Source organism: Leucobacter sp. MMO-125 (assembly GCF_037148395.1).
Taxonomy (GTDB): domain Bacteria; phylum Actinomycetota; class Actinomycetes; order Actinomycetales; family Microbacteriaceae; genus Leucobacter.
Map to the genome: position 1 here is coordinate 159,161 of NZ_JBBCTL010000001.1, position 23,288 is coordinate 182,448.

Consider the following 23,288-nt stretch of genomic DNA (forward strand, 5'->3'; position numbering starts at 1 on the left):
CGCCCTGCGGCCCGCCGAGGTGAGATCCGGGTATGCACAGTGGAGAGCGTTCGCAGCCACTTGGGCAGGCTTCTGGAACTGAACCTCCGGTGGAGTAGCGAAAACGCGTGAGGCCCCGCAGGAATGAACCTGCGGGGCCTCACGCGTTCGCGGTGGATCAGTGGCCGTCGTGGTGGCCCTGTTCCAGCTCGCCCTGGGTGGGCGGCACGATGCGATCTTCGAAGAACCAGCGGCTGAAGCCTGCGCGCAGGCGCTTCGAGAACGGAATGCGGCCGTCGTCGTTGGGACGGAGCATGAGCGGTGCGTAGTCGTGGTAGCTGACCAGCTCCCAGCGCTCGTAATCCGTGACGGGCTTGTGCACCTCGATGTACTCGCCACCGGGCAGGCGCACGATGCGTCCCGACTCGTAGCCGTGCAGAGCGATCGCACGATCCTTCTTCTGCAGGCCGAGGCAGATGCGCTTCGTGACCACGTAGGCGAAGATCGGGCCAAGGATCAGCAGTGCCTGGAGTGCATGGATCACGCCTTCCATCGACAGCTGGAAGTGGGTTGCCATGAGGTCCGAGCTCGCGCCGGCCCACATCACCGCGTAGAAGACCACACCGGCTGCACCGATGGCGGTGCGGGTGGGGGCATTACGCGGACGATCGAGGATGTGGTGCTCGCGCTTGTCACCGGTCACCCAGGCTTCGATGAAGGGGTAGGCGGCAACGATGACCAGGAAGATCGCGATGACGATCAGCGGAATCAGCATGTTCCACGACCAGGTGTAGCCGAACCACTCGGTTTCCAGCCCCGGCGGCACGAGACGGAGCATACCGTCGGCGAAGCCGATGTACCAGTCAGGCTGGGTACCAGCCGAAACGGGGGAGGGATCGTAGGGGCCGTAGTTCCAGATCGGGTTGATGCTCACGAAGGAGGCAATCAGGGCGATGACGCCGAACACGATGAAGAAGAAGCCGCCAGCCTTCGCCGCGTACACGGGGAGGACCGGGAAGCCGACCACGTTCTGCTGAGTCTTGCCCGGGCCGGGGTACTGCGTGTGCTTGTGGATGACCACGAAGGCCAGGTGCAGTGCCACGAAGAGGATGACCATCGCCGGCAGCACCATGATGTGCAGCATGTAAAGACGGCCGACAATATCGGTGCCGGGGAACTCTCCGCCGAAGAAGAAGTACGACAGGTAGGTGCCGATCACCGGAATGGCCTTGATGATGCCGTCGATGATGCGGAGACCGTTGCCCGAAAGCACGTCATCCGGGAGGGAGTAGCCGGTGAAGCCCTCGGCCATTGCGAGCACGAAGAGCACGAAGCCGATCACCCAGTTGAGCTCACGCGGCTTGCGGAACGCACCCGTGAAGAAGATGCGGAGCATGTGCAGGCCGATGGACGCAACGAACAGCAGTGCGGCCCAGTGGTGCACGTGGCGCATGAGCAGGCCGCCGCGCACTGAGAAGGAGATATCGAGGGTCGACGCCATTGCTGCCGACATCTCGACGCCCTTCATCGGCACGTAGGGGCCGGTGTAGTGCGTCTCGACCATTGAGGCCTGGAAGAACAACGTGAGGAAGGTGCCCGACAGCAGGATGACGACGAAGCTGTACAGGGCGACTTCGCCGAGCAGGAACGACCAGTGATCGGGGAAGACCTTGCGGCCGAACTCCTTGACGGCGACGCCGATCTTGGTGCGCTCGTCGATGTAGTTCGCTGCGGCGGCGGTGAAGCGGCTCGAACCGCTCTGCGCGGGGGATTCAGTTACGGTGCTGCTCACTTGAGGCGCTCCCAGAAGCTCGGGCCGACAGGTTCATGGAAATCGCTCTGCGCGACAAGGTAGCCCTCGTCGTCGACGGTGATCGGAAGCTGGGGCAGCGGGCGCTTCGCGGGGCCGAAGACGACCTTCGCGTGCTCCGAGACGTCGAACTGCGACTGGTGGCACGGGCAGAGCAGGTGGTGGGTGTGCTGCTCGTAAAGTGCCACAGGGCAACCAACGTGCGTGCAGACCTTGGAGTACGCGATGATGCCGTCGTACGACCAGTTCTTACGCTCAGGGAGCTCCTTGAGCTCGGACTGATCAAGACGCATCAGCAGCACGATGGCCTTGGCCTTCGCGTCGAGCAGCGTTTCGCTGCCGCCGCGCTCGTCGAGGCTGAGGTTATGGAAGTCTTCGTGGTTGAGCGTCTCGGGGATGACGTGGAACGCGGAGCCGATGGTGACCTCGCTGGCCTTGATCGGCACACCGGAGGGGTCGCGAGCGAGACGGACGCCCTTGTCCCACATGGTGTGCTTCAGCAGCTGCACCGGATCGCGATCCTGCGGTGCGAGACCGCGGAGGAGAGTGATGCCGGGAAGCGGGAAGGCGATGAGCGCACCGATCAGGCTGTTGCGCACGAGCGAGCGGCGGGAGAAGCCCGACTCTTCATCAGCGAGTCGGAAGACCTCGGCCGCAGCCTCGCGGGTGGGCTCGTCGCTCGGAACCGGGTGACGTACGTCGATCGACTCGTGATCGGCCATGATGGCCTTGCCCCAGTGAACCGCGCCAACACCGACGGCGAGCAGTGCGAGGGCCATGCCGAGGCCGACGAACATGGTGTGCAGTCGGATCGCCAGCATCTCGCCCGTTTCAATCGGGAAGAACATGTAGGCGAGGACGGCGCCGAGGCTGCCTGCGATCGAGATGTAGAAGAGCGTGTAGACGGTGCGCTCGGCGCGCTTCTCTTTCTTGGGATCGAGATCCGTGACGCGCTTCCGGTGCGGGGGAAGGCCCGGATTCTGCACAGCATCGGACGCGATGACTGCAGTTCCTGCCGCAGCTTCGACCGAGCTGTGGCCCTGGGCGGCGACAACGGCGTCAGTGCCGCCGTTGTTCTTCGCTTCCTCTGCCATGTTGCTCCTTGACTCCTGACTCATGAACTCTATGTGCGCCGTCGAACTAGTTCGACTTCGCGGTGACCCAGACGGTGAGGCCGACGATTGCGCCCAGACCGATCACCCAGATGAAGAGGCCCTCGGCCACGGGGCCGATCGACCCGAGGGTCAGGCCGCCGACGGCGGGCTGGTTCTCGATGTACTTCAGGTACGAGATGATGTCGGCCTTCTCCTGCGGCGAGATGTTCGCATCGCTGAAGACGGGCATGTTCTGCGGGCCGGTGACCATGGCCTCGTAGATGTGCGTCGCGGGCACGCCGGTGAGCTTGGGGGCGAACTTGCCCTGCGTGAGCGCACCGCCGGCCGCTGCAACGTTGTGGCACATTGCGCAGTTGATGCGGAAGAGCTGACCGCCGCGGGCGATGCCCTCGTCGTCGCTATCTGCCTGGATGTACCGGCTGTCCGGGAGTGCCGGGCCGGGAGCGAGGGAGGCCACGTAGGCCGCCATCTGAAGGGTCTGCTCCTCGGTGAACTGCTGCGGCTTAACCATGCCCTGGGGGCCCTGGAAGGCGAGCGGCATACGGCCGGTGCCGACCTGGAAGTTGACCGAAGCGGCACCTGCGCCGATGAGTGAGGGTCCGTCCTCAGTGCCCTGGGCATTGGCCCCGTGACAGGTGGCGCAGTTAGCACCGAACAGCTTCTCGCCCGCCTCGATGGTGGCGGGGGACTCAAGGTCGATCTCGGCGGTCGCAGAGGTCTGGCTGAAGCCGGTGTAAGCGGCGCCGGTCACGAGCAGGCCGACCGCAACGAGAGCAGCGGTGGCAAGCGGATGCCGACGGCCGGACTTGCGAACGTTTTTCTTGGCGCGAGCCATGATCTCGATTACTCCTGACCCCTACTTGAGGACGTAGATGACGATGAAGAGGATGATCCACACGATGTCGACGAAGTGCCAGTAGTAGGACACGACGACCGCGGTGGTCTCCTCCTTGTGCGTGAAGTTCTTGACGGCGTAGATACGGCCGATAACCAGCAGGAAGGCGACGAGGCCGAGCGCGACGTGGATGCCGTGGAAGCCCGTGGTCATGTAGAAGGCTGCGCCGTAGGGATCCGAGCTCAGCGTGATGCCTTCGGAGACGAAGGTGGCGTACTCCCACACCTGGCCCGACACGAAGATCGCGCCCATGAAGAAGGTGAGGAAGAACCACTCGACGGTGCCCCACTTCTTGGGGCTCGCGCCCGTTGCGCGGGGCTGCATGCGCTCCGCCGCGAACACGCCTGCCTGTGCGGTGAAGGATGAGGCCACCAGGATCAGGGTGTTGACCAGCGCGAAGGGGAAGTTGTGCAGCTCGGTCTTCTCGGCCCACAGCTCAGGATTCATCGCGCGGAGCGTGAAGTAGATGGCGAAGAGGCCCGCGAAGAACATGACCTCGCTGCCGAGCCACACGATCGTGCCCACGGCGACGATATTCGGTCGCTTCACCGAGGGCACGGCTGACTTGGTATTCATAGTGGTCGTTGTCACCCCTCCATTATGGCTGAAAGTTTGGTGTGCGTTTTCACTCGGTCCCGGCGCGCCGAACTTTCTGCGAGTTTCCTGATCAGCCTACCGTGCCGGAGGGGCTGCGGCGTCCACTCTGGCACGGTTCTTCATCTGATGATTGTGGCCTCTCGGTCGCGATTCTGGCGCGGCCTGGGGGAAGGGTTCCTGCGAACTCTTCTGGCAGCACTTTCAGTGCTGAAGAATCGACACCCGCACCGCCGATAAGATGTCTGCATGATCGACGAACGCACCTGGCCGACCGTGCTCACAATGCTCCTCGAGGGCGACGATCTCAGTGTCTCTCAGGCCGAGTGGGCTATGTCCGGTTTCATGACAGGCGAGGCCTCCGGTGCTCAGATGGGTGCGTTTCTCGTGGGTCTACGCGCGAAGGGCGTCACCGTCGACGAGATTGTCGGGTTCCGTGACGCGATTCTCGCCGAAGCCGCTCCGATCTCGTTGCCGACCATGTCGCTCGACATTGTCGGTACCGGCGGTGATCGCTTCGGCACGGTCAACGTGTCGACGATGGCGTCCATCACGGCCGCCGCAGCCGGTGCGCCCGTGGTCAAGCACGGGAACAAGGCAGCCAGCAGCAAATCGGGCTCTTCTGATGTGCTCACCGCGCTCGGAATCGGTCTTTCCCTCGACGCTGCGCAGCTCGCAGAGGTGTTCGAGCAAGCGGGGATCGCATTCGTGCACGCCGCACGATTCCTGCCAGGGTTTAGGCACGTCGCGCCGGTGCGCTCCCAGCTCGGCATCCCCACCGTTTTCAACTTCCTCGGGCCGCTCTGCAACCCGGTACGCCCCGAAGCTTCCGCAGTCGGTGTCGCAGATCCTGCGGCCGCGCCGCTCATCGCGGGAGTCTTCCGCATTCGCGGAGCCTCCGCCCTCGTCTTCCGAGGTGACGATGGCCTCGACGAATTGACCACCACCGGTCACTCCCGTCTTTGGGAAGTCACCCGCGGCGGGCTCACCGAGCATGACATCGACCCACGTGACCTCGGGATCGCGCGCGCTTCTATCGAAGATCTGCTCGGCGGCACCCCCGACGAGAACGCGAAGATCGTGCACCGCGTGCTTGCGGGGGAGCAGGGCCCCGTGCGCGACATCGTGCTCCTCAACGCCGCAGCCGGTCTCGTGGCCTACGAGCTGGCGAAGGTGCCTGAGTCTGCCGAGCGTCCCCTGCTCGAACGGCTCGACGAGAAGCTGCGCGTAGCGGCGGAGACGATCGATTCCGGCAAGGCTGCGGAGAAGCTCGCCGCCTGGGTGCGCGCAACCGGAGAAGCCGGCGCAGCGGCCTGAATCGGCATGCCCTGCAGGGTTGAATGCTGCCGGCCCGTTACACCGGGTCGGCAGCCGGGCCAGACGAGATCAAGACCCGGCGGCCGCGTCCTGCTGGCGGTCCATGCGCGTGTACTTCGCAAAGAACGGCATCGGGTCGGCGGGCTGATCGTCGACCCTGATAGCGAGGTGCAGGTGCGGGCCGAACGACATGCCCGTGTTGCCCACTGATCCTGCGCGGTCGCCCATCGAGACGGTGTCGCCGACACGGTATGAGTGCGAAGCCATTTCCATGTGGCAGTAGCGACTCGTGGCTTTCGTGCCGGCGAGATCATGTTCGACCTTCAGGCCGAAACCGCAACCGTCACTCGCGAAGCCCGCTTCGACAACCTTACCGTCGGCGATCACCTGAATAGGGGTGCCAGCGGGGGCTGCGAAATCCTGCGCGTCGTGGAACTGTTCGACGGGGGCGGTGCGGTAACCGAAACCGTCGGTGAGGGTCACCGTCGACGCGAAGGGGTAGTTGACGAGAGCCTGCGGCCGGAACGTGAAGTTGGTGGGTGAGCCGTCGTCTGAGACGGCGGCGCTGATTTCGCTGAACGAGGTTGGCAGCTCTTCGAGTGACACCTCGGAGAACAGCTCCTGGCCGGGCACGATCCCGCCGGCTGGCGACGCCGCATCAGTGGGGGAGACCATGGGGAGTGAGATGGTCAGCACCAAGCCGCAGACGCTCGCCGCGGCAGCGGCCGCTGCAATGCGGCGGCGCAACGGCATGCGGGCCGGGGGAGCTGCGACAATCGGAGCCTGGGCGGCAGGCACATGCTCGACCAGGGGAACGCGAATCGACCCGGTTGCGGTCACCACGGGGACTTGAGGCGGGTCCGTCCGCTGAGCTCTCAACGATCTGCGTGACGGGTAGCTGGAACCGACGGAGCTGCGGGGCTCGTTGCGGTCGGAGGCGTCTGTCATTCGGGCTTTCAGGAGTGTCGTGCAGGGCGGCGTCGGCCGCGGTAAAAGATAACGCTTAGGTTACAAGGTCTGCGTGGGAAACACCAGATCGCTCGGATTCGAGGGGCGCAAGGGGGTGCCCCCGGCACCGATCCAGTCAAGCACAAGCTGCGCTACAGGCTGCCCAGAACTGATCAGCGCCTCGTGGCCGCGATCCGCAATCTGCCGCATCTCACCGCGGGGGAGCAGGCCTGTGATCCGCACCGCCCAGCCACGAGGGCAGACGCGATCCAGCGTGCCGCGCAGCACCAGCGTCGGCTGCGAGATGTGAGGCAGACACCGTTCAAGACGGTGCGCAAGCATCTGACGGAGCTTCCGCATAAACCAGACGGGGCCCGCCTGGAAATAGGTCTTCGTCGCGCGGGTGACGACCGAGAACGGTTCGCCCTCCGCGAGATCCTGCACCATGCGAAACGCCTGTTGCGGTAGCGATCGCTCATCCGGGTTCACCGAGGCCGCGATGAGCACGAGGCGCTGCACCAGCCCAGGATGCCTGGCCGCGAGCTCAGCCACCACCTGCGCACCCATTGAGTGTCCTACGGCGACAAGCGGCGCAGCATCCTGGTCGCGCAAGGCGTCTGCGACAAGATCGGCGGTCGCCGGTATTGAGAGCGGATCGGCGGGCTCGGGGCAATCGGCAAACCCGGGAAGGTCAACCGCGATCGCCTCGCAGGAGGAGCGGATCTCGGCGAGAAAACGGTCGTACACGCTGTGCCCCATGCCGATGCCGTGCACCAGCAGCACGCGCGGCGCACCTGGCCGAGGCCAGCGAAAGACATGGAGTTCGTGCGAGCCTGCGCGAAAGCGAGTGCGCTCAGGCCGGGGGAGCGGAGGGGCCTCGTCGTCAGTGCCTCGCGCGCGAAACGCGCTCATGCGCGCGCAGCCCTGATGAAGCGCGTGATCAGCTCTGGATCCTTCTCGCCAGGCGCTCGCTCGACGCCGCTCGAAACATCGACCCCGCCCGGATGTACCGAGGCGATGGCCTGGGCGACATTGGCGGGGTGCAGCCCGCCCGCCAGCAGCCACTGATCGCCCAACTGGGCGCCGGCGATGAGCGACAGATCCCAGGCCTCGCCAGAACCGGGGGAGGCGCCATCGACGAGGAGACGTTCTTCGCCGAAGTCGCCGGCCCGCAACGCTGGAGACTGTGCCAGCGAAGTTGCACGCCACACTCGGGGCAGGATCTCGCGGGCGGCGGCGAAATCGTCGGCACCATAGGCACCGTGCAGCTGCAGCACATCGAAGCCGAGCTCTTTCGCAGTCTCAGCGGCGGCAACAGCATCCATGCGGTTCACCACGAGCGCCACATCGACCCCGCGATCCGCTGCCCGCGCCGCCGCAACCACCTCGGCCGCCTGAGCCGGCGTCGCATGCCGTGGGCTGCGCGGGCTCATCACGACACCCAAGGCATCGGCCCCGGCCACGATCGCATACTCGGCCATTCGGGCATCGCGGAGGCCGCAAATCTTCACGTACATCGCTGCATCCTTTTCGAGAGGTCTTACCGCCGTCAGCGTAGCGGCTTCACGAGGGAAGGCGCAGTTTCTGCGTCGCAGCCGGAGCGCCCGGAACGGCCGGGGGAGCCGCGGGAGTGGGCGCGGTGTCGAGCCGCGCATAGGTGAGCCGTCGCAGCAGCACCTCAGCGGGCCCGCGAGCATCCCGGCGCTCCAACAGCACGGCCAGCAGCAGCGAGATCAGCCATGCCGCCAAGGCGATACCGAACGCCGCAGCCGTGCCGATCTGCGCACCCAGACCGAAACCCCACGCCGCGAGCAGGGGAGCGAACACCACCGACTGCAGCAGATAGCTGCTCAAGGAGCGCTTGCCCACCGCCGCCACCGACCGCGACACCGGCCCAGCCCGGCCCTGCAGTCGCATGCCGAGCATCCCGAACAGCGCCGCATACGCGACACCGCCCGCAGCGCCCGCGATCTGACCGAGCAGTGCCACCGCCCACGCGATCGACTCCAGCCCGGGCAGGAGGTCGAGATACACCAGTGCGATCGGAGCCGCACCGAGCAGGCTCACCACGATGCCCCAGAACGCCACCGTGCCCAGGCCGATGCGCGATCCCGAAACCTCGAGCCAGCGGTGCCGGCCAGCCAGCCAGCCGAGCAGCACGCACAACGGCACCACGAGCGACAGCACCGTCGCCGGCGTCGACACCAGCCACATGCCGACCCGCGCGAGCATCGCCCAGCCGTAGTTCTCAACACCGTTCAGCAGATCAGCGGTGCTGCCGAAGCCCGTGCCCAGCATCAGCGCCTGCGACTCCGGCGGCAGCAGCGCGCTTATGAGTAGGGCCAGCCCGAGCATCGAAAGCGCCCCGAATACGATCAGCCCAAACATCGACCACACCGTGAACTTCAGCACGCGATCGGAGCGCCAGAACAACGCGGCCGTGAGCGCGAGACCTGTCAACCCGTACGCGCCGAGAATGTCGCCCGCGAACAGCAGCGCCGCGTGCACGAACCCGAACGCCAGCAGCCACCAGTGCCGACGCCAAAACATGCGGCGCACCGCAAGCGGCGGCACACCCCGAGCCTCACGGGCCCGAGCGAACTGCACCATGCCGTATCCGAAGAGGAACGCGAACATCGGGTACACGCGCGCATCGACGAACAGAATCGTCAGCGCACCCAAGGCCCGATCCAGCACAGAACCATCAACTGGGTGCACCGTGTACGACGGCACTTCGTGGCCCCACAGAAACGCCGACACATTCGCCACAGCGATGAGCAACAGCATCCAGCCGCGCGCCAGATCAGGCGCCAGTGCGCGCGAGCTTGGCGCCGCAGCGGGTGATGAAACGGAAACGGCCTGCGGCACGCGAAACCTCCAGAGTGAGAATGGTGCCGAGTCGTCGGCTGTTCCGATACCCATGGTATGGGTGAGAGCGTTCGGCCGGGGCGGCGCCCGCTTCTTCAAGCTGACATAATATTGATTATCATGCACTGGGCGCGGGCGCCCTCGTGCATGATAATCAAGCTGGAAATTTGGGGGTTGAGGGTGGGGCTTGGGGTGCGGGGTTTTGGGGTGCGCGGTTGGGGATGCTCGGGTGATTTGTACTTCGGGATTTGGGGTGTGGATCGCGGAGTGTTGTGCACCTGGCATTTGGGGGCCGCTTCGGGTGAGCACACCATGGCGGATTGTGGTGTGTGGACTCGCTCGAGCTTGGTGCGCGGTGGCTCGGTGAACGGCGGCTCGGTGAACGGCGGCTCGGTGAACGGTGGGCGGTCAACGCCTGGCGATCCGCATGAAGCGCGGCGGAACACCATAGCCGTGGGTGTTATGTCAGCTGCGTGGGGTGCTGAGCAGCAGCAGAGCGCGCGACGCGAGCGTTGCGGCGCCGATGCAACCGAACTGACCGGCGCTCAACAGCGTTGCGGCATTGCCGTTCCAGGCGGCGATAGCCCCGAGCACGAGTGCCGCGGCGACGACAATCCACCCCACCAGCACCAGACCGACAGCGAAGGTGCGGCCCAGAACAACGCTCCCCCGTGATGTCACCGGGCGAATCAGGCACGCCAGTGCGAACGCCGCGGTGCCCAGCGCGATGCCGCCCAGCACATCGCTCGGACGATGCCAACCGTACGCCAACAGTTGCCAGCCGACCGCTGAGAGCAGCACCGCTCCCGCGACGGTCACGAAACCGCGAATCGCAGACGGCACCGCCCAAATCAGCGCAGCGGTCACCACGGTGAACACTGTCATATGCCCGCTCGGAAACGTGTTCGGCACATCGAGCTCGAACAACTGCGGCCGCGTCAACCACACCTGCTTCAACAACTGCGATGCAATAATCGCAAGCACCGGCACCACGGTGACCACAAGCGCCCGTCTGATCCCGTGCGCGACCAGCGCAATCAGCGCCACCACGCCAAGTGCGATCGCCACCGACGGGATCGAGACCAGATTCAGCGGAGGTGGCGGGCTCGTAGTGAACTCTGCAGCATCAAGCACCGTGTCTTCAGCGCGCTGCCCCATCTCCAGCTGTACGCCGAGCACATACGAGCCGACGCCCACCGCGATCCAAAAGCATGCAAACCACAGCGCCCGCCTACGATCCGCAATCACGCGCGACTCCCCCGGCCGGCCCCATGGAAAACGAGATCGCCCGGCACCGGGCGCGACACTTCGGCCACGGTGAAACATGGTGCATGAAAGCTCCGGAGCAACACGACCTCCAGATCAGGGAATGCTGTACAGATTCGATTCAAAGCGGCTGTTCGATTCAACGCCTATGCGATGACCAACCCCAGCCTATCCGCGCTCCCAGTGGCGCACCTGGGAGCGCGGAGCTCGGCGCGTCAAGACTGGGCCGGCGCAGCTTCTGTGACCTCGGCGAGCAGCTGCAGATCGGCGCGGCGCTCGCGCAGCGCAAACGACAAACCGAAACCGACGACGAGCAGCGCCGCCATGATCACGAAGACGATCCGCACATCCGAGGCGTCGGCGACCTTGCCGAGCAGTGGGCTGACCACGCCCCCGAACGACAGTGTGAGGCCGAGCGTCACCCCGCTCGCAATGCCGATGCGGTTCGGTAAATAGGAGTGCGAGAGCGTGATCTGCGCCGCGAACGGCAAGAACAGGGCCACCCCTAGCGCGCCGGTGGCGACGATCACCACCGCCGGGTTCGGGGCGAGCACGATCGCCCCGACCGAGAGCGCAGCGAGTAGATAGCCTGCCCGCACTACGCGCAGGCGGCCGAAGCGGTCAGCCAGCCAGCCGCCGATGAGCGTGCCTGCGGCACCAGCCGCGGGAAACACCGAGAGCGCGATCGAGGCGAAGGCAGTGCTGACCGCGAAGTGTTCGATGGAATACAGGGAGACGAAGGTGGAGGTGCCCACATACGCGACCGACCACATGGCGAGCACCACCGTCAAACGGCCGAAGGCGCGCCAATCGTCGGGCTGTCGCGGCGTCGCCTGAGCTGTGCGAGAGGCCGCGAGCGTCACCGCGGGGCGGCCGAACAGGCGACGCCACGAGACTGCGGCGTAGACGAGGCCCAGCACGAGAGCCGGCACGATGAGCAATGCGGTGCCCGGCAGGCCGAACCACCCCACCACCAGAATCACCCCGGCAGGCGCCAGCGCTACGCCCACATTGCCGCCGACCGAGAACAGGCTCATCGCGCGGCTCGTGCCGCGCCCGGCCTCCCGGGCTTCGACCGTGGCAGCGGGGTGATAGGCGGCGACGCCGATGCCCGAGATCGCCACGACGATCCAGACCAGCGGGTAGGAGTCTGCGACGAGGCCGCTGGCTGCGATGCCGGCGCCCGCGGCGAGCAGGCCCGCGAGGGTCATCCAGCGCAGTTGGAAGCGGTCGCTCAGGTAGCCGAAGACAGGCTGCGCAACGCTCGACAGCGCGGTCGCCGCGAGGGTGATCCCCGCGACGGCGGCGTAGCTGTACTGGGCGTGCAGCACGAAGAACGGCAGCAGGGCGGCGACGGCCCCGGTGTAGAAGTCATTCGCGACGTGGGTGGCGGTGAGTGTCCAGAGCTGCAGGCGATGCTGGGTGGGCGGGGTTGTTGCGACGTCCATAGGGGTCCCTTCGGATTCGCGGCACGGCGGATTGGCGCCCGCTCCTCCCCCAGAGGAGCCAGGCGCGGCCGGGAGTGCGGCGGCGTGGTGACCGCAGGCGGTGGTGCGCCGCAGCAGGGGTGCCGGTCGGGCTAGATCCTGCTGCGGCGGCGAAGGAGGAGCCGTGCGGTCATGGGATAGACTGTACACGACTTCTCAGACAAGTAGACAGGTGGGGATTCATGGCCCAGATCACGCGCACCTCCCTGGCCGAGCAAGCCGCGGACATGATCCTGGAGCGCGTGCGCGCCGGCGAGTGGCCACTCGGTTCGAAACTGCCTGGCGAGAACACCCTCGGCCCACAGCTGGGTGTGGGGCGATCCACGGTGCGAGAAGCGATCCGCCGCCTCGCAGGTCAGGGCGTGCTCACTACCCGCCAAGGGGCCGGTGTGTTCGTCGCCGCGCTCGATGTCGTCGAAGACTGGGAGGGGCTGCTGCGTCGCGCCGACATCGTGGAGGTGATCGAGGCCCGCACCGCTATTGAGGCGGAGGCTGCGTTTCTCGCGGCGGAACGTCGCACCGCCGCGGATCTGCGTGCGATGCGACGCACCCTGTCCGAGCGCGATATCGCTGTGGGCATCGAGGCCCACGTCGATGCCGACGCCGGGTTCCACCGCGCGGTCATCGTGGCCGCCCACAACGCGGTGCTGCTCGAGATGTTTGACCGTTTCGTGCCCAGGATCCGCGAGGCCATGATCGCGATGCTGCGCATCCGCGGCGACTACGGCGACCCGCACGACCAGAACGCGCACGCCGTGATCGTCACCGCCATCGAAGCGCAGGACGCGTCCGCAGCAGCATCCCTCGCGCGCGACCACCTGCGCTCACTCCGCGCAGCGGTCAGCTGAGCGGTTGCGTGGCGCGCCTCTCCCCTGCCCCGCTCAGTTCGCGGTGCCCGCTCACCGCGTGGCGTAAAAGGTGACGGCGGAAGCGGCGGCTACGTTCAGCGAGTCGACGCCGCCCATCATCGGAATCGTGACGCGCCGATCGAGGCGGCGGTCGACTCGGGGCGTGATGCCGTGCCCTTCGGTGCCGAACACGAGGCCGAGCTTCGGGTGATCTTCGGCGACGAGCTCGTCGAGGGTGATCGCGCCCTCCCCGAGCGTCATCCCCGCGACGATGTAGCCCGCGTCGGTGAGGGCGTCGAGGCCTGCGGGCCAGCGCTCGAAGCGCGTCCACGGCACTTGGAATACCGTTCCCATTGACACCCGCACGGAACGCCGGTAGAGCGGGTCGGCGCAGTCGGGTGAGGCGAGCACCGCGTCGACGCCCAGCGCGGCGGCCGAACGGAACACGGCCCCCACGTTCGTGTGGTCGGTGAGGCCCTCCAGCACCGCGACACGGGACCGCGGCTGCGCCGACGTTGCGGGTGCGCGCAGCAGCTCGGCTGGGTCGAGCAGCGTCGGCCGGTGCATCGAGGCGAGCGCGCCGCGGTGCATGTGGAAGCCGGTGAGCGCTTCGAGCTGATGCGACTCCCCCACGAAAACGGGCACCTCGGGGTGCTCGGTGAGCAGTGGTTCCACCCGCGGCAGCCACTCTTCGAGCAGCAACACCGAACGAGGGCGGTGCCCGGCGCGCAGCGCCCGCTCGATCACCTTTGGGGATTCGGCGAGGTACAGGCCCTCCTCAGGCTCGAGCACCCGTCTCAGCGCGACATCGGTGAGCTTGGTGTAGTCGGCGAGCTCGGGTGCGCCGAGGTCGTCGATGCGGATGATCCTCATGCCGCAGCCTCCTGGGCCTAGGCTTGGGCCTCGGTGAGGAATCCCGCGATGAACGCGACAGCGTCTTCGACGGCCTCGTAATGCACGAGATGGCCGATGCCGGGAATGATCCGCAGGCGCGAGCCGGGAATGCGGTGGCGAAGCTCAAGCTGCTTTACGAGCGGCGTGATGTCGTCGCGCTCCCCCGCGATGAGCAGGGTCGGCATGGTGAAGGCGCGCGCGAATTCGGGCACCGTGTGGGAAACGGATGCGCGGAACGCTTGCAGCAGAGTTGTCGGATCCGAGAAGGTGCTGAAGTAGGCGCCGTGTTGGCCGTGGATCCAGCTTCGCAGCTCGGGGTCGCCCGTCTTTGCCATCACCTCGCTCATCACGCGCACGATCACCGGGTTGCCGAGCAGGCGGCGTGCGGCTCGCGGTGGCAGCAGATCGGCGGCACGGTAGTAGCCAATGGCGAGTTGTGTGAGCGCTGCCTGCGGCCCTTCCAGCGCGGGGGCCGAGATCGGGTTGATGAGGATCAGCCGGCTCGGCTGCAGCCCACCAGCGATCGCTGCTGACACCACGAGCGATCCGAAGGAGTGGCCAAGTACGGCGAAGCCGTCGGGGGCAACTGCAGCGGCGAAAGCTCGTAACCACTCGCCGTACAGTTCGATGGTGTGTTCACGCCCCGGAACAGCGGGAGTCTGACCGAAGCCGGGCAGGTCTGGCACGATGGCCCGCACCCCTGGCAGCGTTTCTGCGAGCCCCTGAGCGATGCCCTGGAGGCCGTGGTGGTCGCCTCGGAAACCGTGCACGAGCAGCAGCGGGGCTCCGTCGGGGTCGCCGTACTGCCAAGCGCGGGTGTCCATACCGAGCGTGGGCACACGCAGAAGAGTGGGAGAAGCGGTCACGCTTCGATGCTACCGGCGTGCTGCTGGCAGCGCGCTGCGGGCGTGGTCGATGCGGGTCGGCGGTGCTCGATAGCATCGTGGAGAACGAAAGGATCCCCTGTGACCCAAGAACTCCCCCTCTGGGCGGCGAATCTCGCGGTGTTCGACACCGAGACCACAGGCATCGATACTGCCCACGCCCGCATCGTGAGTGCCACGATCGCGCTGCTCGGCCCGTCGGGTGAGGTGCAAGAGCGCTATGACTGGCTGCTCGACCCCGGTGTCGAGATTCCTGAGCCCGCGGTTCGTGTGCACGGGATCACCACCGAAATCGCCCGCGCAAGCGGCATTGCCGCGGCCGTCGGCGTGCAGCAGATCGTGACGCGGCTGCTCGAAATGTTCGAGCGCGGTTTCCCTGTCGTCGCCTACAACGCACCCTTCGATCTCAGCCTGCTCGCCTCCGAGGCCGTACGTCACGGGGTGGCGTGGCCGAATGACCTCTCCCCCGTCATCGATCCACTGATCCTTGACAAGCAATTCGATCGTTACCGCAAGGGCAAGCGCACGCTGGAAGCTGTCGCCGCGCACCACGGCGTCGAGATCGGCAACGCGCACGATGCCGGTGACGATGCGATCGCCGCGGGGCGGGTGCTGCAGCGCATCGCCCGCAAGTACGCCGATGTTATCCCCGGAGAGCTCGATGAGTTGCATCGAGCTCAGATCGGGTGGGCTGCGGCGCAGGCCGAAAGCTTCCAGGAGTACATGCGTCGCGTGCGCGACCCCTCGTTCGTCGCCGATGGGCGTTGGCCGGTGCGGTAACCCGCGGGCACAAAAAATGGCGGAGGCAATGCCTCCGCCATTTTTGTGGGATCGTGCCTTAGGCGCCGAAGCCCTTGAAGCGCTGGTTGAACTTCTCGACGCGACCGGCCGAGTCCATGATGCGCTGCTTGCCCGTGTAGAAGGGGTGCGAGGCGCTGGAGATTTCGACGTCGATGACGGGGTAGGTGGCGCCGTCAAGCTCGATGGTCTTTTCGCTGGTGAGCGTCGAGCGCGTGAGGAACGTCTCTCCCGAGGCGAGGTCGCGGAAGACGATTGCGTTGTACTCGGGGTGGATTTCGGTCTTCATGAGTGTTCCTTATATTGCCTTGGAGTGGGCGTGTAACAGCACGCCCTGAGGTCTTGGGATTGGCGGATCGATCCGCACCAAAGAACCACTTTACCAGAACACCCCAAATTCGGGTGTGACGGGCTTCGGGCGTGGCGCTTACGGCTTGGCGGTGGCGGCGTAGCGGCCGTTCGAGACGCTGAGGTCAAAGGGCATGCCGAAGGTGGCTTCGAGGTTTGCCGCGGTGAGGGTTTCGGCGATGGGGCCGGCGGCCTGCACGTGACCGTCGCGCAGCAGCAGAGCGTGGGTGAACCCCGGGGGCACTTCTTCGACGTGGTGAGTGACCATGATCATGGCAGGCGAGTGGGGTGACTGGGCGAAGCCGGAGAGCATCTGCAGCAGCCGCTCGCGCGCGCCGAGGTCGAGGCTCGCGCTCGGCTCGTCGAGCAGCAGCATCTCAGGGTCGGTCATCACAGCGCGGGCGATCAGTGCGCGCTTACGCTCCCCGTCGCTCAGCGTGCCGAAGGCCCGGTCGACGTAGTCGGCAAGATCCCACTCGCTCAGAATGCGTTCGGCTTGGCGCACGTCGACGTCGTCGTACTGCTCGTTCCAGCGCCCCTCGACGCCGTAGGCGGCGGTGAGTACGATATCACGCACGGTCTCAGAGGCGGGCAGGCGGTTTCCGGTCGCCGAGGAGACGAAGCCGATGCGGTTGCGCAGCTCGAAGATGTCGACGCGCCCGAGGCGCTGATCGAGCACCTCGACCGAGCCCGTGGTGGGATAGTCGTTCGCAGTGGCGAGCTTCATGAGCGTGGTCTTGCCGGCGCCGTTCGGGCCGAGGATGACCCATCGTTCCGAGTCCTCGACTGCCCAGTCGATCCCGGAGAGGATCGGGCGGCGGTCGCGCACGTAGGTGACATCGCTGAATCGGAGCACGTTGACCATAGGCACAAGCCTAGACTGGATCGCATGACCCTTTCACCGCTTGTTGTGCTCGATTGCGACTCCACCACCATTCAGGATGAGGTGATCGAGTTGCTCGCCGAGGCTGCGGGCAGCCGAGATCAGGTGGCAGAGGTGACGGAGCGCGCGATGCGCGGCGAGCTTGACTTCGCCGAAAGTCTCGCCGAGCGGGTTTCGACCCTGCAGGGCACCGCTGAGACGGTGTTCGCACAGGCCTACGGTCGGGTGCGCCTCTCCCCCGGTATTCGTGAGCTTATTGCGGCGGTGCACGAGCGCGGCGGCAAAGTGGGTGTGGTCTCCGGCGGCTTCCACGAGGTGCTTGATCCGCTCGCCGAAGATCTGGGGCTCGACTTCTGGCGCGCGAACAGGCTTGAGGTGATTGATGGTCACCTGACCGGGCGCACGGTGGGGCCGGTGATCGATGCGGCTGCGAAGGCGGCGGCGCTGCGCGAGTGGGCTGAGGCAAGCGGGATCCCGCTCACGGCGACCGTCGCGATCGGCGATGGTGCGAACGACCTCGAGATGATGGGCGTTGCGGCGATCGGCGTCGGTTACAACGCCAAGCCGGTGGTGCAGGATCGCGCCGATGTTTCCATCACCGATGATCTGGCGCTCGCGATCCCGCTGCTCGACCGCCTGGCCTGATCCGCCATCTCATACATATGTGAGGGCCTGCCGATTCAGCATGAATCAGCAGGCCCTCACATATGCGGTGAGCTGCGAGCTCAGTGCCCCATGCCGAGGCCGCCGTCGACGGGAATGACGGCGCCCGAGATGTAGGCTGCGTCGTCGCCCGCGAGGAATGAGGCGGCGCCTGCGATCTCGGCGACCTGGCCGAAACGGTTCGCGGGGATGTTCGCGAGGTACTGCTGCTGCTGCTCTTCGGGCAGCGAAGCCGTCATGTCGGTTTCGATGAAGCCCGGGGCGATGACGTTGGCGGTGATGTTGCGGGCGCCGAGCTCGCGAGTGAGCGAGCGGGCGAAGCCGACGAGGGCCGCCTTCGACGAGGAGTAGTTGATCTGCCCAGGCGATCCGTACAGTCCAACGACGGAGGAGATGAGGATCACGCGGCCGAAGCGGCCCTTGAGCAGGCCCTTCGCAGCGCGCTTCACGACGCGGAAGGTGCCGGTGAGGTTCGTGTCGATGACGGAGGTGAAGTCTTCCTCTGACATGCGCAGCAGCAGGGTGTCGCGCGTGATGCCCGCGTTCGCGACGACCACCTCGACGGGGCCGAGCTGCGCTTCGATCTCGGTGAAGGCGGCGTCGATCGATGCTGCGTCGGTCATTTCGGCGCGCACCGTGAGGGAGCCTTCGGGCCCCTCGCCCGAGCGGGCGGTGACGGCGACGCGGTGGCCATCGGCGATCATGCGTTCGGCGATTGCGTAGCCGATGCCGCGGTTGCCGCCCGTGACGAGTACGGTGCGCGAGGTGCTCATAGGGGTCCTTCCGTCAAAACTGGACCCCAGCCTATTGCATGTGAGCGCGGTCACAGCGGGACGGCGTAGGCTGGTGCGGTACTGAGGAAAGGGCGCATGGCGAAGAGCTACAGTGTGACATCGGCTGGGGTGAATCCGGCTGAGGATCGCGCGCACCGCATGCGCATGTATTTCATTGCGATGAGTTTGCGCGTGGCGTGCGTGACCTCGTTGATCTGGGTGCGCGGCTGGTGGGTGCTGCTCGCGGCAGCTGGGGCCGTGTTCTTGCCGTGGTTCGCGGTGATGGTGGGTAACGCTGTCGCGCACGATGGCGGGCAGGCTCCCGACGCTCCCGAGCCGTTGATGCTTGAGGGTGCAAGCGCTGACACGCCGGCAGAGGCACCGTCTGAGACGCTGCTCGTCATCGATGTAGAACCTGAGCGCCGCGCCTCGACTCCTGCTGATGGGAATGCGGATCCCGTCCGTCGAGACGCAGACGACTCCTCCGGCGGCATCGCGTGACCGCCGCGACGCCGTCGGGCCTGACGCTGGGCGGTGCCCCGCAGCACCGCTTCGAGTGCTCCCGGGCTGCGTGTCGAGACGAGGCGGTGTGGGCGATTCTGTGGCGCAATCCGAAGATCCATACCGCTGACCGTCGAAAGACGTGGCTCGCCTGCGAGGCGCACCTTGATACTCTGCGCGACTTCCTTGCGGCGCGCGATTTTCCTCTTGAGACTCGGGCGATTGGTGAGCTTGATGAGTGACAGCACTCCTGTGGGGTGGAGCTTTTTGCGGTCGAGCCGGTGGATCGGCTATTTCGCGATGCTCGTGATTTTTTCGATTGCGTGCGTGTTCCTGGGTAATTGGCAGTTCGAGCGCCGGGCCGAGGCTCGCGCCGAGATCGACCGAATCGACGCGAACTACGATGCCCCTGCGGTGCCGCTCTCCGATGAGCTGCCCGACCCGGCAGCGTTCGATGAGAACGCGCAGAAGTGGCGCACTGTCGAGGCCGTGGGTGAGTATGTGGGCGACCCCTATCTTGCGCGCAACCGGCCGGGGCGCGAGGGTGTTGGGTCGAATGTGATCCAGGCGCTGCGCACTGACGATGGTCGGGTGTTCTTCGTGGATCGCGGCTGGGTGCCGATCGACGGCCACGAAGCCGAGACCGGAGGCATTGCGCCGGAGGAGCTGCCTGAGCCGCCGAGCGGCGAGGTGCGGGTGGAGGCCCGCCTGCGTGCCTCAGAGCCGGCCATTCCTGGCCGCACCTCGGCGGGTCGCACCGTCGCGAGTATCGAGCTGCCCGAGCTGGCGCGCTTGACGGGCACCGAGGGCGAGGCCTACACGGGCGCGTACGGGATGCTCGTCACGGAGACGCCTGCGGGTGAACACGGCGTGCTGCCGGCGAAGCCGGAACGCGATGAGGGGCCGCACCTCTCCTACGCTCTGCAGTGGTATGTCTTCATTGTGATTGCTTGCATCGGCGTCGCTTACGCCGCGCGCCGCGAGTACCGCGGGCTCAACCCCGACAGCAGCGCGGTGCGGGAGCAGGATCGCCGCAGTGCCGAGCGCCGCCGCCGCCGCGGGCCGAGCGACGCCGAGGAGGAAGACGCCCTGATCGGCGGCTGACGCTCCGCAAGTCGGGCTATTCTGGAGTGTGGTTTCAGTGAGTTCTTCCCAACGCTTTGCGGCCCTCGGCGCGATGGGCGCCATCGCCCTGGGCGCGGTTGCGCTGCTGGCGGGCTGCGCCGCCCCCATCGATCCGAGTGCGGCACGCGAATCCCTCACCGAGGTGACCGAGAATCCGACGCCTCCGGTGGCGGCCGAACTGTACGATGCCGCACTGCACCCCGACCCGATCGTCGATCCGCGCGACTGCACCGCAGTGCTCGTGGTCACCGTGCGCGGCACCGGGGAGCCTTCCAAAGGGCAGTTGCTTTCACCAGTGGCTCGGGCGATTGCGAAGGCGAAGCCCAAAGATGTTGATGTGCTCGACCTCGACTACCCCGCCGACGGCGACGTGAACGAGGGCGGCACGCTGGGAGCGCGAACGCTCATCGACACCCTCAATGTGCAGGCCGAGGCCTGCCCCGAGCAGCGTTTTGTGCTGCTCGGCTACTCGCAGGGCGCTTTCGTGATCGGTGATGCGCTGTCGGTGCCGGAGGCGCGGCTCGTCGGCGGCACCGTCGGTTCTGTGTCGGAGGCGGCGGCGGAGCGGGTGCTCGCAATCGTCTTCTACGGGGATCCGAGATTCGTCGGCAGCGAGCCCTTCAACGTCGGCAGCTTCGATCCGACAACGAACGGGCTGCTCCCCCGAGCCCCCGGCAGCCTTGACGCCTTCGCCGATCGTCTGCGCGACTACTGCGTTGCCCGAGACTTCATCTGCCAGAGCGGCAGCCTCGACCTCGACGAGTCGGGCCACGTCGAGTATTTCAGCAACGGGATGCAGCAGGATGGCGCTGCCTTCGTGCTTGCACAGCTCGATACGCTCGCCGAGCGCGATCGTTCAGCCGGTGTGGGTGGCGACGTTGTGGAGCCCCCGCAGGCGAATCCCACGCCGTGATGCGCGGATCCGGTTGCCAGCGGGCGCAGAGGCGTTGACCTCGGGCGCTCCGTTGCGCGCCGGGCATTTCGGCCGCAGAGGCGGTAGCCCTACTCTCGAAGCGTGCGCCCGCACCGTGGCGGGTGCCGTGAGGAGGCGACCGTGTCGAGCACCGGCAATCAGTACGACCACCTGTTCGTGAAGCACATGCCCGTCTGCGGGCCCGACGACTTCAACAATGAGGGCGAGGCCGCCGAACTCGAGCCGCCGAAGAACCTCGGCGAGCCGAACTGGCTCGTGCACGCGGGCCTCGTGCCGGATGCCAAGATCAACATGACCCACATCTGGATCCACGAGACCGAGGTGCCAGAACTGTGGGTGGTGCCGCATGTGCACGACTACGACGAGATCCTCATCTGGACGGGCGGCGATCCCGACAACCCGCACGACCTCGGGGCCGAGATCTACATGGATATCGCTGGCGAGCGCCACACGATCACCACCTCGGGCTGCGTGTACATCCCCGCGGGCGTCGAGCACTGCCCGCTCGGTTTCACCCGGGTGGATCGCCCCTTCCGCTTCAGCGCGCTCTCGCTGGCCCCGCACTACGTGTCAGACCGCGAGGAGCGGGCGGCGGAGCGGGCCGGCGAAGCCGGCTGATCCGCCACCCGAGCTGAGAACCGCGAGACCCGAAGCTCAAGCGAGCTCGATGAGCTCCAGGTACTCCTTCGACCAGTGATCCTCGGTGGCCTCAGGCATGATGAGCACCCGCTCAGGGTTGAGCGCCTCGACGGCCCCAGGATCGTGTGAAACCAGAATCACCGCACCCGTGAAGTGCGCGAGCGCATCAAGGATCTCAGCACGGCTAGCGGGATCGAGGTTGTTCGTGGGCTCATCGAGCAGCAGCACATTGGCGCTCGACACCACCAGCATGGCGAGCGCCAGTCGCGTCTTCTCGCCGCCTGACAGCACCCCGGCGGGCTTGAGCACATCATCACCGGTGAAGAGGAACGAACCCAGCACCCGTCGCGCCTCAGTCTCGGTGAGATGCTGCGACACCGAAACCATGTTCTGCAGCACGCTCGCGCGCACATCGAGCGTTTCGTGCTCCTGCGCGTAATAGCCCACCTTGAGGCCGTGGCCGGCGATGATCTCACCGGTGTCGGGCTCATCGACCTGCGCGAGCAGGCGCAGCAACGTGGTCTTGCCGGCGCCGTTGAGGCCCAGCACCACCACCTTCGAACCGCGGTCGACCGCGAGATCGACACCCGCGAAAATCTCGAGCGAGCCGAAGGACTTCGAGAGCCCCTGCGCCATAATCGGAGTCTTGCCACACGGCGCCGGATCGGGGAAGCGCAGCTTGGCCACGCGATCCACCTGACGCTCATCTTCAAGACTCGAGAGCATTTTCTCGGCGCGCGCCACCATCTGGTGCGCGGCAGCCGCCTTCGACGCCTTCGCACCGAACTTCGCTGCCTGCTCCTTCAGCGCCGACGCCTTCTTCTCGACGTTCGTGCGCTCCTTGCGGCGACGCTCCTCATCGGCGGCGCGCTGCCGCAGGTACAGCTTCCAGTTCATGTTGTAGACATCGATGACCTGGCGGTTCGCATCGAGGTAGAACACCCTGTTGACGGTCTCCCCCACGAGGTCGATGTCGTGGGAGATGATGATGCAGCCGCCCTTGTAGTTCTTGAGGAACTCGCGCAGCCACACGATCGAATCGGCGTCGAGGTGGTTGGTCGGCTCATCGAGGATCATCGTGTCGGCATCGCTGAACAGGATGCGGGCGAGCTCGATACGGCGGCGCTGGCCACCGGAGAGCGTCTTCAATGGCTGGTCGAGCACCCGATCGGGTAGGCCGAGGTTGTTGGAGATCGAGGCAGCCTCCGACTCGGCCGCGTAGCCTCCGAGCGCGTGAAAACGGTCGGTGAGGTTACCGAAGCGCTTCATGGCTTTCTCCGCCACCGCTGGGTCTTCGGAGGCCATGTCTTCGGTGGCCTGTGCGATGTTCTTCGTGAGCGTGCCGAGACCGCGGGCGTCGAGGATGCGGTGCCTGGCGATCTGCTCAGGATCACCGGTGCGGGGATCCTGCGGCAAGAAGCCCAACTCGCCTGACACGGTGACCTTGCCTTCCGCGGCCTGCAGCTCACCCGAGAGGGTGCGGGTAAGTGTGGTCTTACCAGCACCGTTACGGCCCACGAGCCCGATCTTGTCGCCCGGATTCACGCGGAACGTGACGCCCTCCATGAGGCGTCGCGCGCCGACGTCGATCGCGAGGTCTTCGACGGTGATCATGCTGGGCGGCTCCTAGGACTGGCCGGCGGGGCCGGCTGGCTGGTGGACAACCTCACTAGTCTACTCGGCAGCAGCCGCAGAAGGCTCAGCGTGTGTCGAGTGGGG

Annotated in this window: 25 protein-coding genes; 9 read left to right on the forward strand and 16 right to left on the reverse strand. The window is 66.2% G+C overall.

Annotated elements, in window-relative coordinates; translation table 11 throughout:
- Positions 1-157: 157 nt before the first annotated feature.
- Genes qcrB through ctaE form a run of 4 tightly spaced genes read right to left on the reverse strand, consistent with a single transcriptional unit; the run spans position 158 to position 4,375 of the window.
- Complete coding sequence (gene qcrB, locus WFI54_RS00745; RefSeq protein WP_336650899.1) at positions 158-1,771, reverse strand: cytochrome bc1 complex cytochrome b subunit; 1,614 nt, start codon at positions 1,769-1,771, stop codon at positions 158-160.
- Entirely contained in the window at positions 1,768-2,883 is a 1,116-nt protein-coding gene (gene qcrA, locus WFI54_RS00750; protein WP_336650900.1) for a cytochrome bc1 complex Rieske iron-sulfur subunit, read from the reverse strand. Before qcrA ends, qcrB begins: the two co-directional genes overlap by 4 nt.
- A gap of 46 nt (positions 2,884-2,929) precedes the next feature.
- Positions 2,930-3,739, reverse strand: coding sequence for a cytochrome bc1 complex diheme cytochrome c subunit (gene qcrC / locus WFI54_RS00755; RefSeq protein ID WP_336650901.1), 810 nt, complete (start codon positions 3,737-3,739; stop codon positions 2,930-2,932).
- A 21-nt stretch (positions 3,740-3,760) separates the two neighbouring features.
- Positions 3,761-4,375 (reverse strand): aa3-type cytochrome oxidase subunit III, encoded by a 615-nt coding sequence (gene ctaE / locus WFI54_RS00760; RefSeq protein WP_336651628.1) that lies wholly within the window; start codon positions 4,373-4,375, stop codon positions 3,761-3,763.
- A 267-nt stretch (positions 4,376-4,642) separates the two neighbouring features.
- Here ctaE and trpD point away from each other — a divergent pair, with 267 nt between their 5' ends.
- Positions 4,643-5,710 (forward strand): anthranilate phosphoribosyltransferase, encoded by a 1,068-nt coding sequence (gene trpD / locus WFI54_RS00765; protein WP_336650902.1) that lies wholly within the window; start codon positions 4,643-4,645, stop codon positions 5,708-5,710.
- A 69-nt stretch (positions 5,711-5,779) separates the two neighbouring features.
- Here the strand turns inward: trpD and WFI54_RS00770 are convergent, their stop codons facing one another.
- From WFI54_RS00770 to WFI54_RS00795, 6 genes are all read right to left on the reverse strand, one after another.
- Entirely contained in the window at positions 5,780-6,550 is a 771-nt protein-coding gene (locus tag WFI54_RS00770) for a M23 family metallopeptidase (protein ID WP_336650903.1), read from the reverse strand.
- Between the two features lie 168 nt (positions 6,551-6,718).
- Positions 6,719-7,441 (reverse strand): alpha/beta fold hydrolase, encoded by a 723-nt coding sequence (locus tag WFI54_RS00775; protein WP_336650904.1) that lies wholly within the window; start codon positions 7,439-7,441, stop codon positions 6,719-6,721.
- A gap of 125 nt (positions 7,442-7,566) precedes the next feature.
- A complete protein-coding gene (locus tag WFI54_RS00780; RefSeq protein ID WP_336650905.1) occupies positions 7,567-8,175 on the reverse strand; it encodes a phosphoribosylanthranilate isomerase in 609 nt (202 codons plus the stop codon).
- A 46-nt stretch (positions 8,176-8,221) separates the two neighbouring features.
- Entirely contained in the window at positions 8,222-9,580 is a 1,359-nt protein-coding gene (locus WFI54_RS00785) for a DUF418 domain-containing protein (RefSeq protein WP_336650906.1), read from the reverse strand.
- 411 nt (positions 9,581-9,991) lie between these two features.
- Positions 9,992-10,774: a phosphatase PAP2 family protein gene (locus WFI54_RS00790; protein ID WP_336650907.1), complete on the reverse strand. Its 783-nt coding sequence runs from the start codon at positions 10,772-10,774 to the stop codon at positions 9,992-9,994.
- A gap of 233 nt (positions 10,775-11,007) precedes the next feature.
- Entirely contained in the window at positions 11,008-12,240 is a 1,233-nt protein-coding gene (locus WFI54_RS00795; protein WP_336650908.1) for an MFS transporter, read from the reverse strand.
- A gap of 221 nt (positions 12,241-12,461) precedes the next feature.
- On the opposite strand from WFI54_RS00795, the gene WFI54_RS00800 reads away from it, so the two are divergent.
- Positions 12,462-13,127, forward strand: coding sequence for a FadR/GntR family transcriptional regulator (locus WFI54_RS00800; protein WP_336650909.1), 666 nt, complete (start codon positions 12,462-12,464; stop codon positions 13,125-13,127).
- Positions 13,128-13,178: 51 nt separating this feature from the next.
- Here the strand turns inward: WFI54_RS00800 and WFI54_RS00805 are convergent, their stop codons facing one another.
- Complete coding sequence (locus WFI54_RS00805) at positions 13,179-14,000, reverse strand: TrmH family RNA methyltransferase (protein ID WP_336650910.1); 822 nt, start codon at positions 13,998-14,000, stop codon at positions 13,179-13,181.
- A 17-nt stretch (positions 14,001-14,017) separates the two neighbouring features.
- Positions 14,018-14,845, reverse strand: a complete 828-nt coding sequence (locus WFI54_RS00810) for an alpha/beta fold hydrolase (protein ID WP_442918459.1) — start codon at positions 14,843-14,845, stop codon at positions 14,018-14,020.
- A 141-nt stretch (positions 14,846-14,986) separates the two neighbouring features.
- Here WFI54_RS00810 and WFI54_RS00815 point away from each other — a divergent pair, with 141 nt between their 5' ends.
- Complete coding sequence (locus tag WFI54_RS00815; RefSeq protein WP_336650912.1) at positions 14,987-15,685, forward strand: exonuclease domain-containing protein; 699 nt, start codon at positions 14,987-14,989, stop codon at positions 15,683-15,685.
- Positions 15,686-15,743: 58 nt separating this feature from the next.
- Here WFI54_RS00815 and WFI54_RS00820 read toward each other — a convergent pair whose 3' ends face one another.
- Together WFI54_RS00820 and WFI54_RS00825 are read right to left on the reverse strand one after the other, a co-directional pair.
- Positions 15,744-15,992: a type B 50S ribosomal protein L31 gene (locus tag WFI54_RS00820; RefSeq protein ID WP_024355846.1), complete on the reverse strand. Its 249-nt coding sequence runs from the start codon at positions 15,990-15,992 to the stop codon at positions 15,744-15,746.
- 138 nt (positions 15,993-16,130) lie between these two features.
- Positions 16,131-16,916 carry an ABC transporter ATP-binding protein gene (locus tag WFI54_RS00825; RefSeq protein ID WP_336650913.1) on the reverse strand — a complete coding sequence of 262 codons (786 nt, stop codon included), beginning with the start codon at positions 16,914-16,916 and terminating at the stop codon, positions 16,131-16,133.
- A gap of 24 nt (positions 16,917-16,940) precedes the next feature.
- On the opposite strand from WFI54_RS00825, the gene serB reads away from it, so the two are divergent.
- A complete protein-coding gene (gene serB / locus WFI54_RS00830; RefSeq protein WP_336650914.1) occupies positions 16,941-17,579 on the forward strand; it encodes a phosphoserine phosphatase SerB in 639 nt (212 codons plus the stop codon).
- A gap of 80 nt (positions 17,580-17,659) precedes the next feature.
- Here serB and fabG read toward each other — a convergent pair whose 3' ends face one another.
- Positions 17,660-18,370 carry a 3-oxoacyl-ACP reductase FabG gene (fabG, locus tag WFI54_RS00835; protein WP_336650915.1) on the reverse strand — a complete coding sequence of 237 codons (711 nt, stop codon included), beginning with the start codon at positions 18,368-18,370 and terminating at the stop codon, positions 17,660-17,662.
- 96 nt (positions 18,371-18,466) lie between these two features.
- On the opposite strand from fabG, the gene WFI54_RS00840 reads away from it, so the two are divergent.
- The 5 genes from WFI54_RS00840 to WFI54_RS00860 all read left to right on the forward strand — a co-directional run bounded on the left by WFI54_RS00840 (position 18,467) and on the right by WFI54_RS00860 (position 21,548).
- Positions 18,467-18,871, forward strand: coding sequence for a DUF3099 domain-containing protein (locus WFI54_RS00840; RefSeq protein WP_336650916.1), 405 nt, complete (start codon positions 18,467-18,469; stop codon positions 18,869-18,871).
- Positions 18,868-19,113 carry a hypothetical protein gene (locus tag WFI54_RS00845; RefSeq protein ID WP_336650917.1) on the forward strand — a complete coding sequence of 82 codons (246 nt, stop codon included), beginning with the start codon at positions 18,868-18,870 and terminating at the stop codon, positions 19,111-19,113. The genes WFI54_RS00840 and WFI54_RS00845 overlap by 4 nt, the downstream gene beginning before the upstream one ends.
- Positions 19,106-19,975, forward strand: a complete 870-nt coding sequence (locus WFI54_RS00850) for an SURF1 family cytochrome oxidase biogenesis protein (RefSeq protein WP_336650918.1) — start codon at positions 19,106-19,108, stop codon at positions 19,973-19,975. The genes WFI54_RS00845 and WFI54_RS00850 overlap by 8 nt, the downstream gene beginning before the upstream one ends.
- Positions 19,976-20,012: 37 nt before the next feature.
- The gene (locus WFI54_RS00855) at positions 20,013-20,909 is read left to right on the forward strand and encodes a cutinase family protein (protein WP_336650919.1); all 897 of its coding nucleotides are present in this window, start codon (positions 20,013-20,015) and stop codon (positions 20,907-20,909) included.
- Between the two features lie 141 nt (positions 20,910-21,050).
- Positions 21,051-21,548 carry a hypothetical protein gene (locus tag WFI54_RS00860; protein WP_336650920.1) on the forward strand — a complete coding sequence of 166 codons (498 nt, stop codon included), beginning with the start codon at positions 21,051-21,053 and terminating at the stop codon, positions 21,546-21,548.
- Positions 21,549-21,584: 36 nt separating this feature from the next.
- Here the strand turns inward: WFI54_RS00860 and WFI54_RS00865 are convergent, their stop codons facing one another.
- Positions 21,585-23,183 (reverse strand): ABC-F family ATP-binding cassette domain-containing protein, encoded by a 1,599-nt coding sequence (locus WFI54_RS00865; RefSeq protein WP_336650921.1) that lies wholly within the window; start codon positions 23,181-23,183, stop codon positions 21,585-21,587.
- Positions 23,184-23,288 lie beyond the last annotated feature (105 nt).

What these genes read in the sequence shown, in the direction of transcription:
- WFI54_RS00825 (WP_336650913.1), bottom strand. Translation starts at nt 16,916, where the DNA reads ATGGTCAACGTGCTCCGATTCAGCGATGTCACCTACGTGCGCGACCGC.
- trpD (WP_336650902.1), top strand. Translation starts at nt 4,643, where the DNA reads ATGATCGACGAACGCACCTGGCCGACCGTGCTCACAATGCTCCTCGAG.
- WFI54_RS00840 (WP_336650916.1), top strand. Translation starts at nt 18,467, where the DNA reads ATGGCGAAGAGCTACAGTGTGACATCGGCTGGGGTGAATCCGGCTGAG.
- WFI54_RS00865 (WP_336650921.1), bottom strand. Translation starts at nt 23,183, where the DNA reads ATGATCACCGTCGAAGACCTCGCGATCGACGTCGGCGCGCGACGCCTC.
- WFI54_RS00805 (WP_336650910.1), bottom strand. Translation starts at nt 14,000, where the DNA reads ATGAGGATCATCCGCATCGACGACCTCGGCGCACCCGAGCTCGCCGAC.
- WFI54_RS00850 (WP_336650918.1), top strand. Translation starts at nt 19,106, where the DNA reads ATGAGTGACAGCACTCCTGTGGGGTGGAGCTTTTTGCGGTCGAGCCGG.
- WFI54_RS00810 (WP_442918459.1), bottom strand. Translation starts at nt 14,845, where the DNA reads ATGGACACCCGCGCTTGGCAGTACGGCGACCCCGACGGAGCCCCGCTG.
- qcrA (WP_336650900.1), bottom strand. Translation starts at nt 2,883, where the DNA reads ATGGCAGAGGAAGCGAAGAACAACGGCGGCACTGACGCCGTTGTCGCC.
- WFI54_RS00820 (WP_024355846.1), bottom strand. Translation starts at nt 15,992, where the DNA reads ATGAAGACCGAAATCCACCCCGAGTACAACGCAATCGTCTTCCGCGAC.
- WFI54_RS00780 (WP_336650905.1), bottom strand. Translation starts at nt 8,175, where the DNA reads ATGTACGTGAAGATTTGCGGCCTCCGCGATGCCCGAATGGCCGAGTAT.
- serB (WP_336650914.1), top strand. Translation starts at nt 16,941, where the DNA reads ATGACCCTTTCACCGCTTGTTGTGCTCGATTGCGACTCCACCACCATT.
- fabG (WP_336650915.1), bottom strand. Translation starts at nt 18,370, where the DNA reads ATGAGCACCTCGCGCACCGTACTCGTCACGGGCGGCAACCGCGGCATC.
- WFI54_RS00800 (WP_336650909.1), top strand. Translation starts at nt 12,462, where the DNA reads ATGGCCCAGATCACGCGCACCTCCCTGGCCGAGCAAGCCGCGGACATG.
- qcrC (WP_336650901.1), bottom strand. Translation starts at nt 3,739, where the DNA reads ATGGCTCGCGCCAAGAAAAACGTTCGCAAGTCCGGCCGTCGGCATCCG.
- ctaE (WP_336651628.1), bottom strand. Translation starts at nt 4,375, where the DNA reads ATGAATACCAAGTCAGCCGTGCCCTCGGTGAAGCGACCGAATATCGTC.
- WFI54_RS00795 (WP_336650908.1), bottom strand. Translation starts at nt 12,240, where the DNA reads ATGGACGTCGCAACAACCCCGCCCACCCAGCATCGCCTGCAGCTCTGG.
- WFI54_RS00785 (WP_336650906.1), bottom strand. Translation starts at nt 9,580, where the DNA reads ATGGGTATCGGAACAGCCGACGACTCGGCACCATTCTCACTCTGGAGG.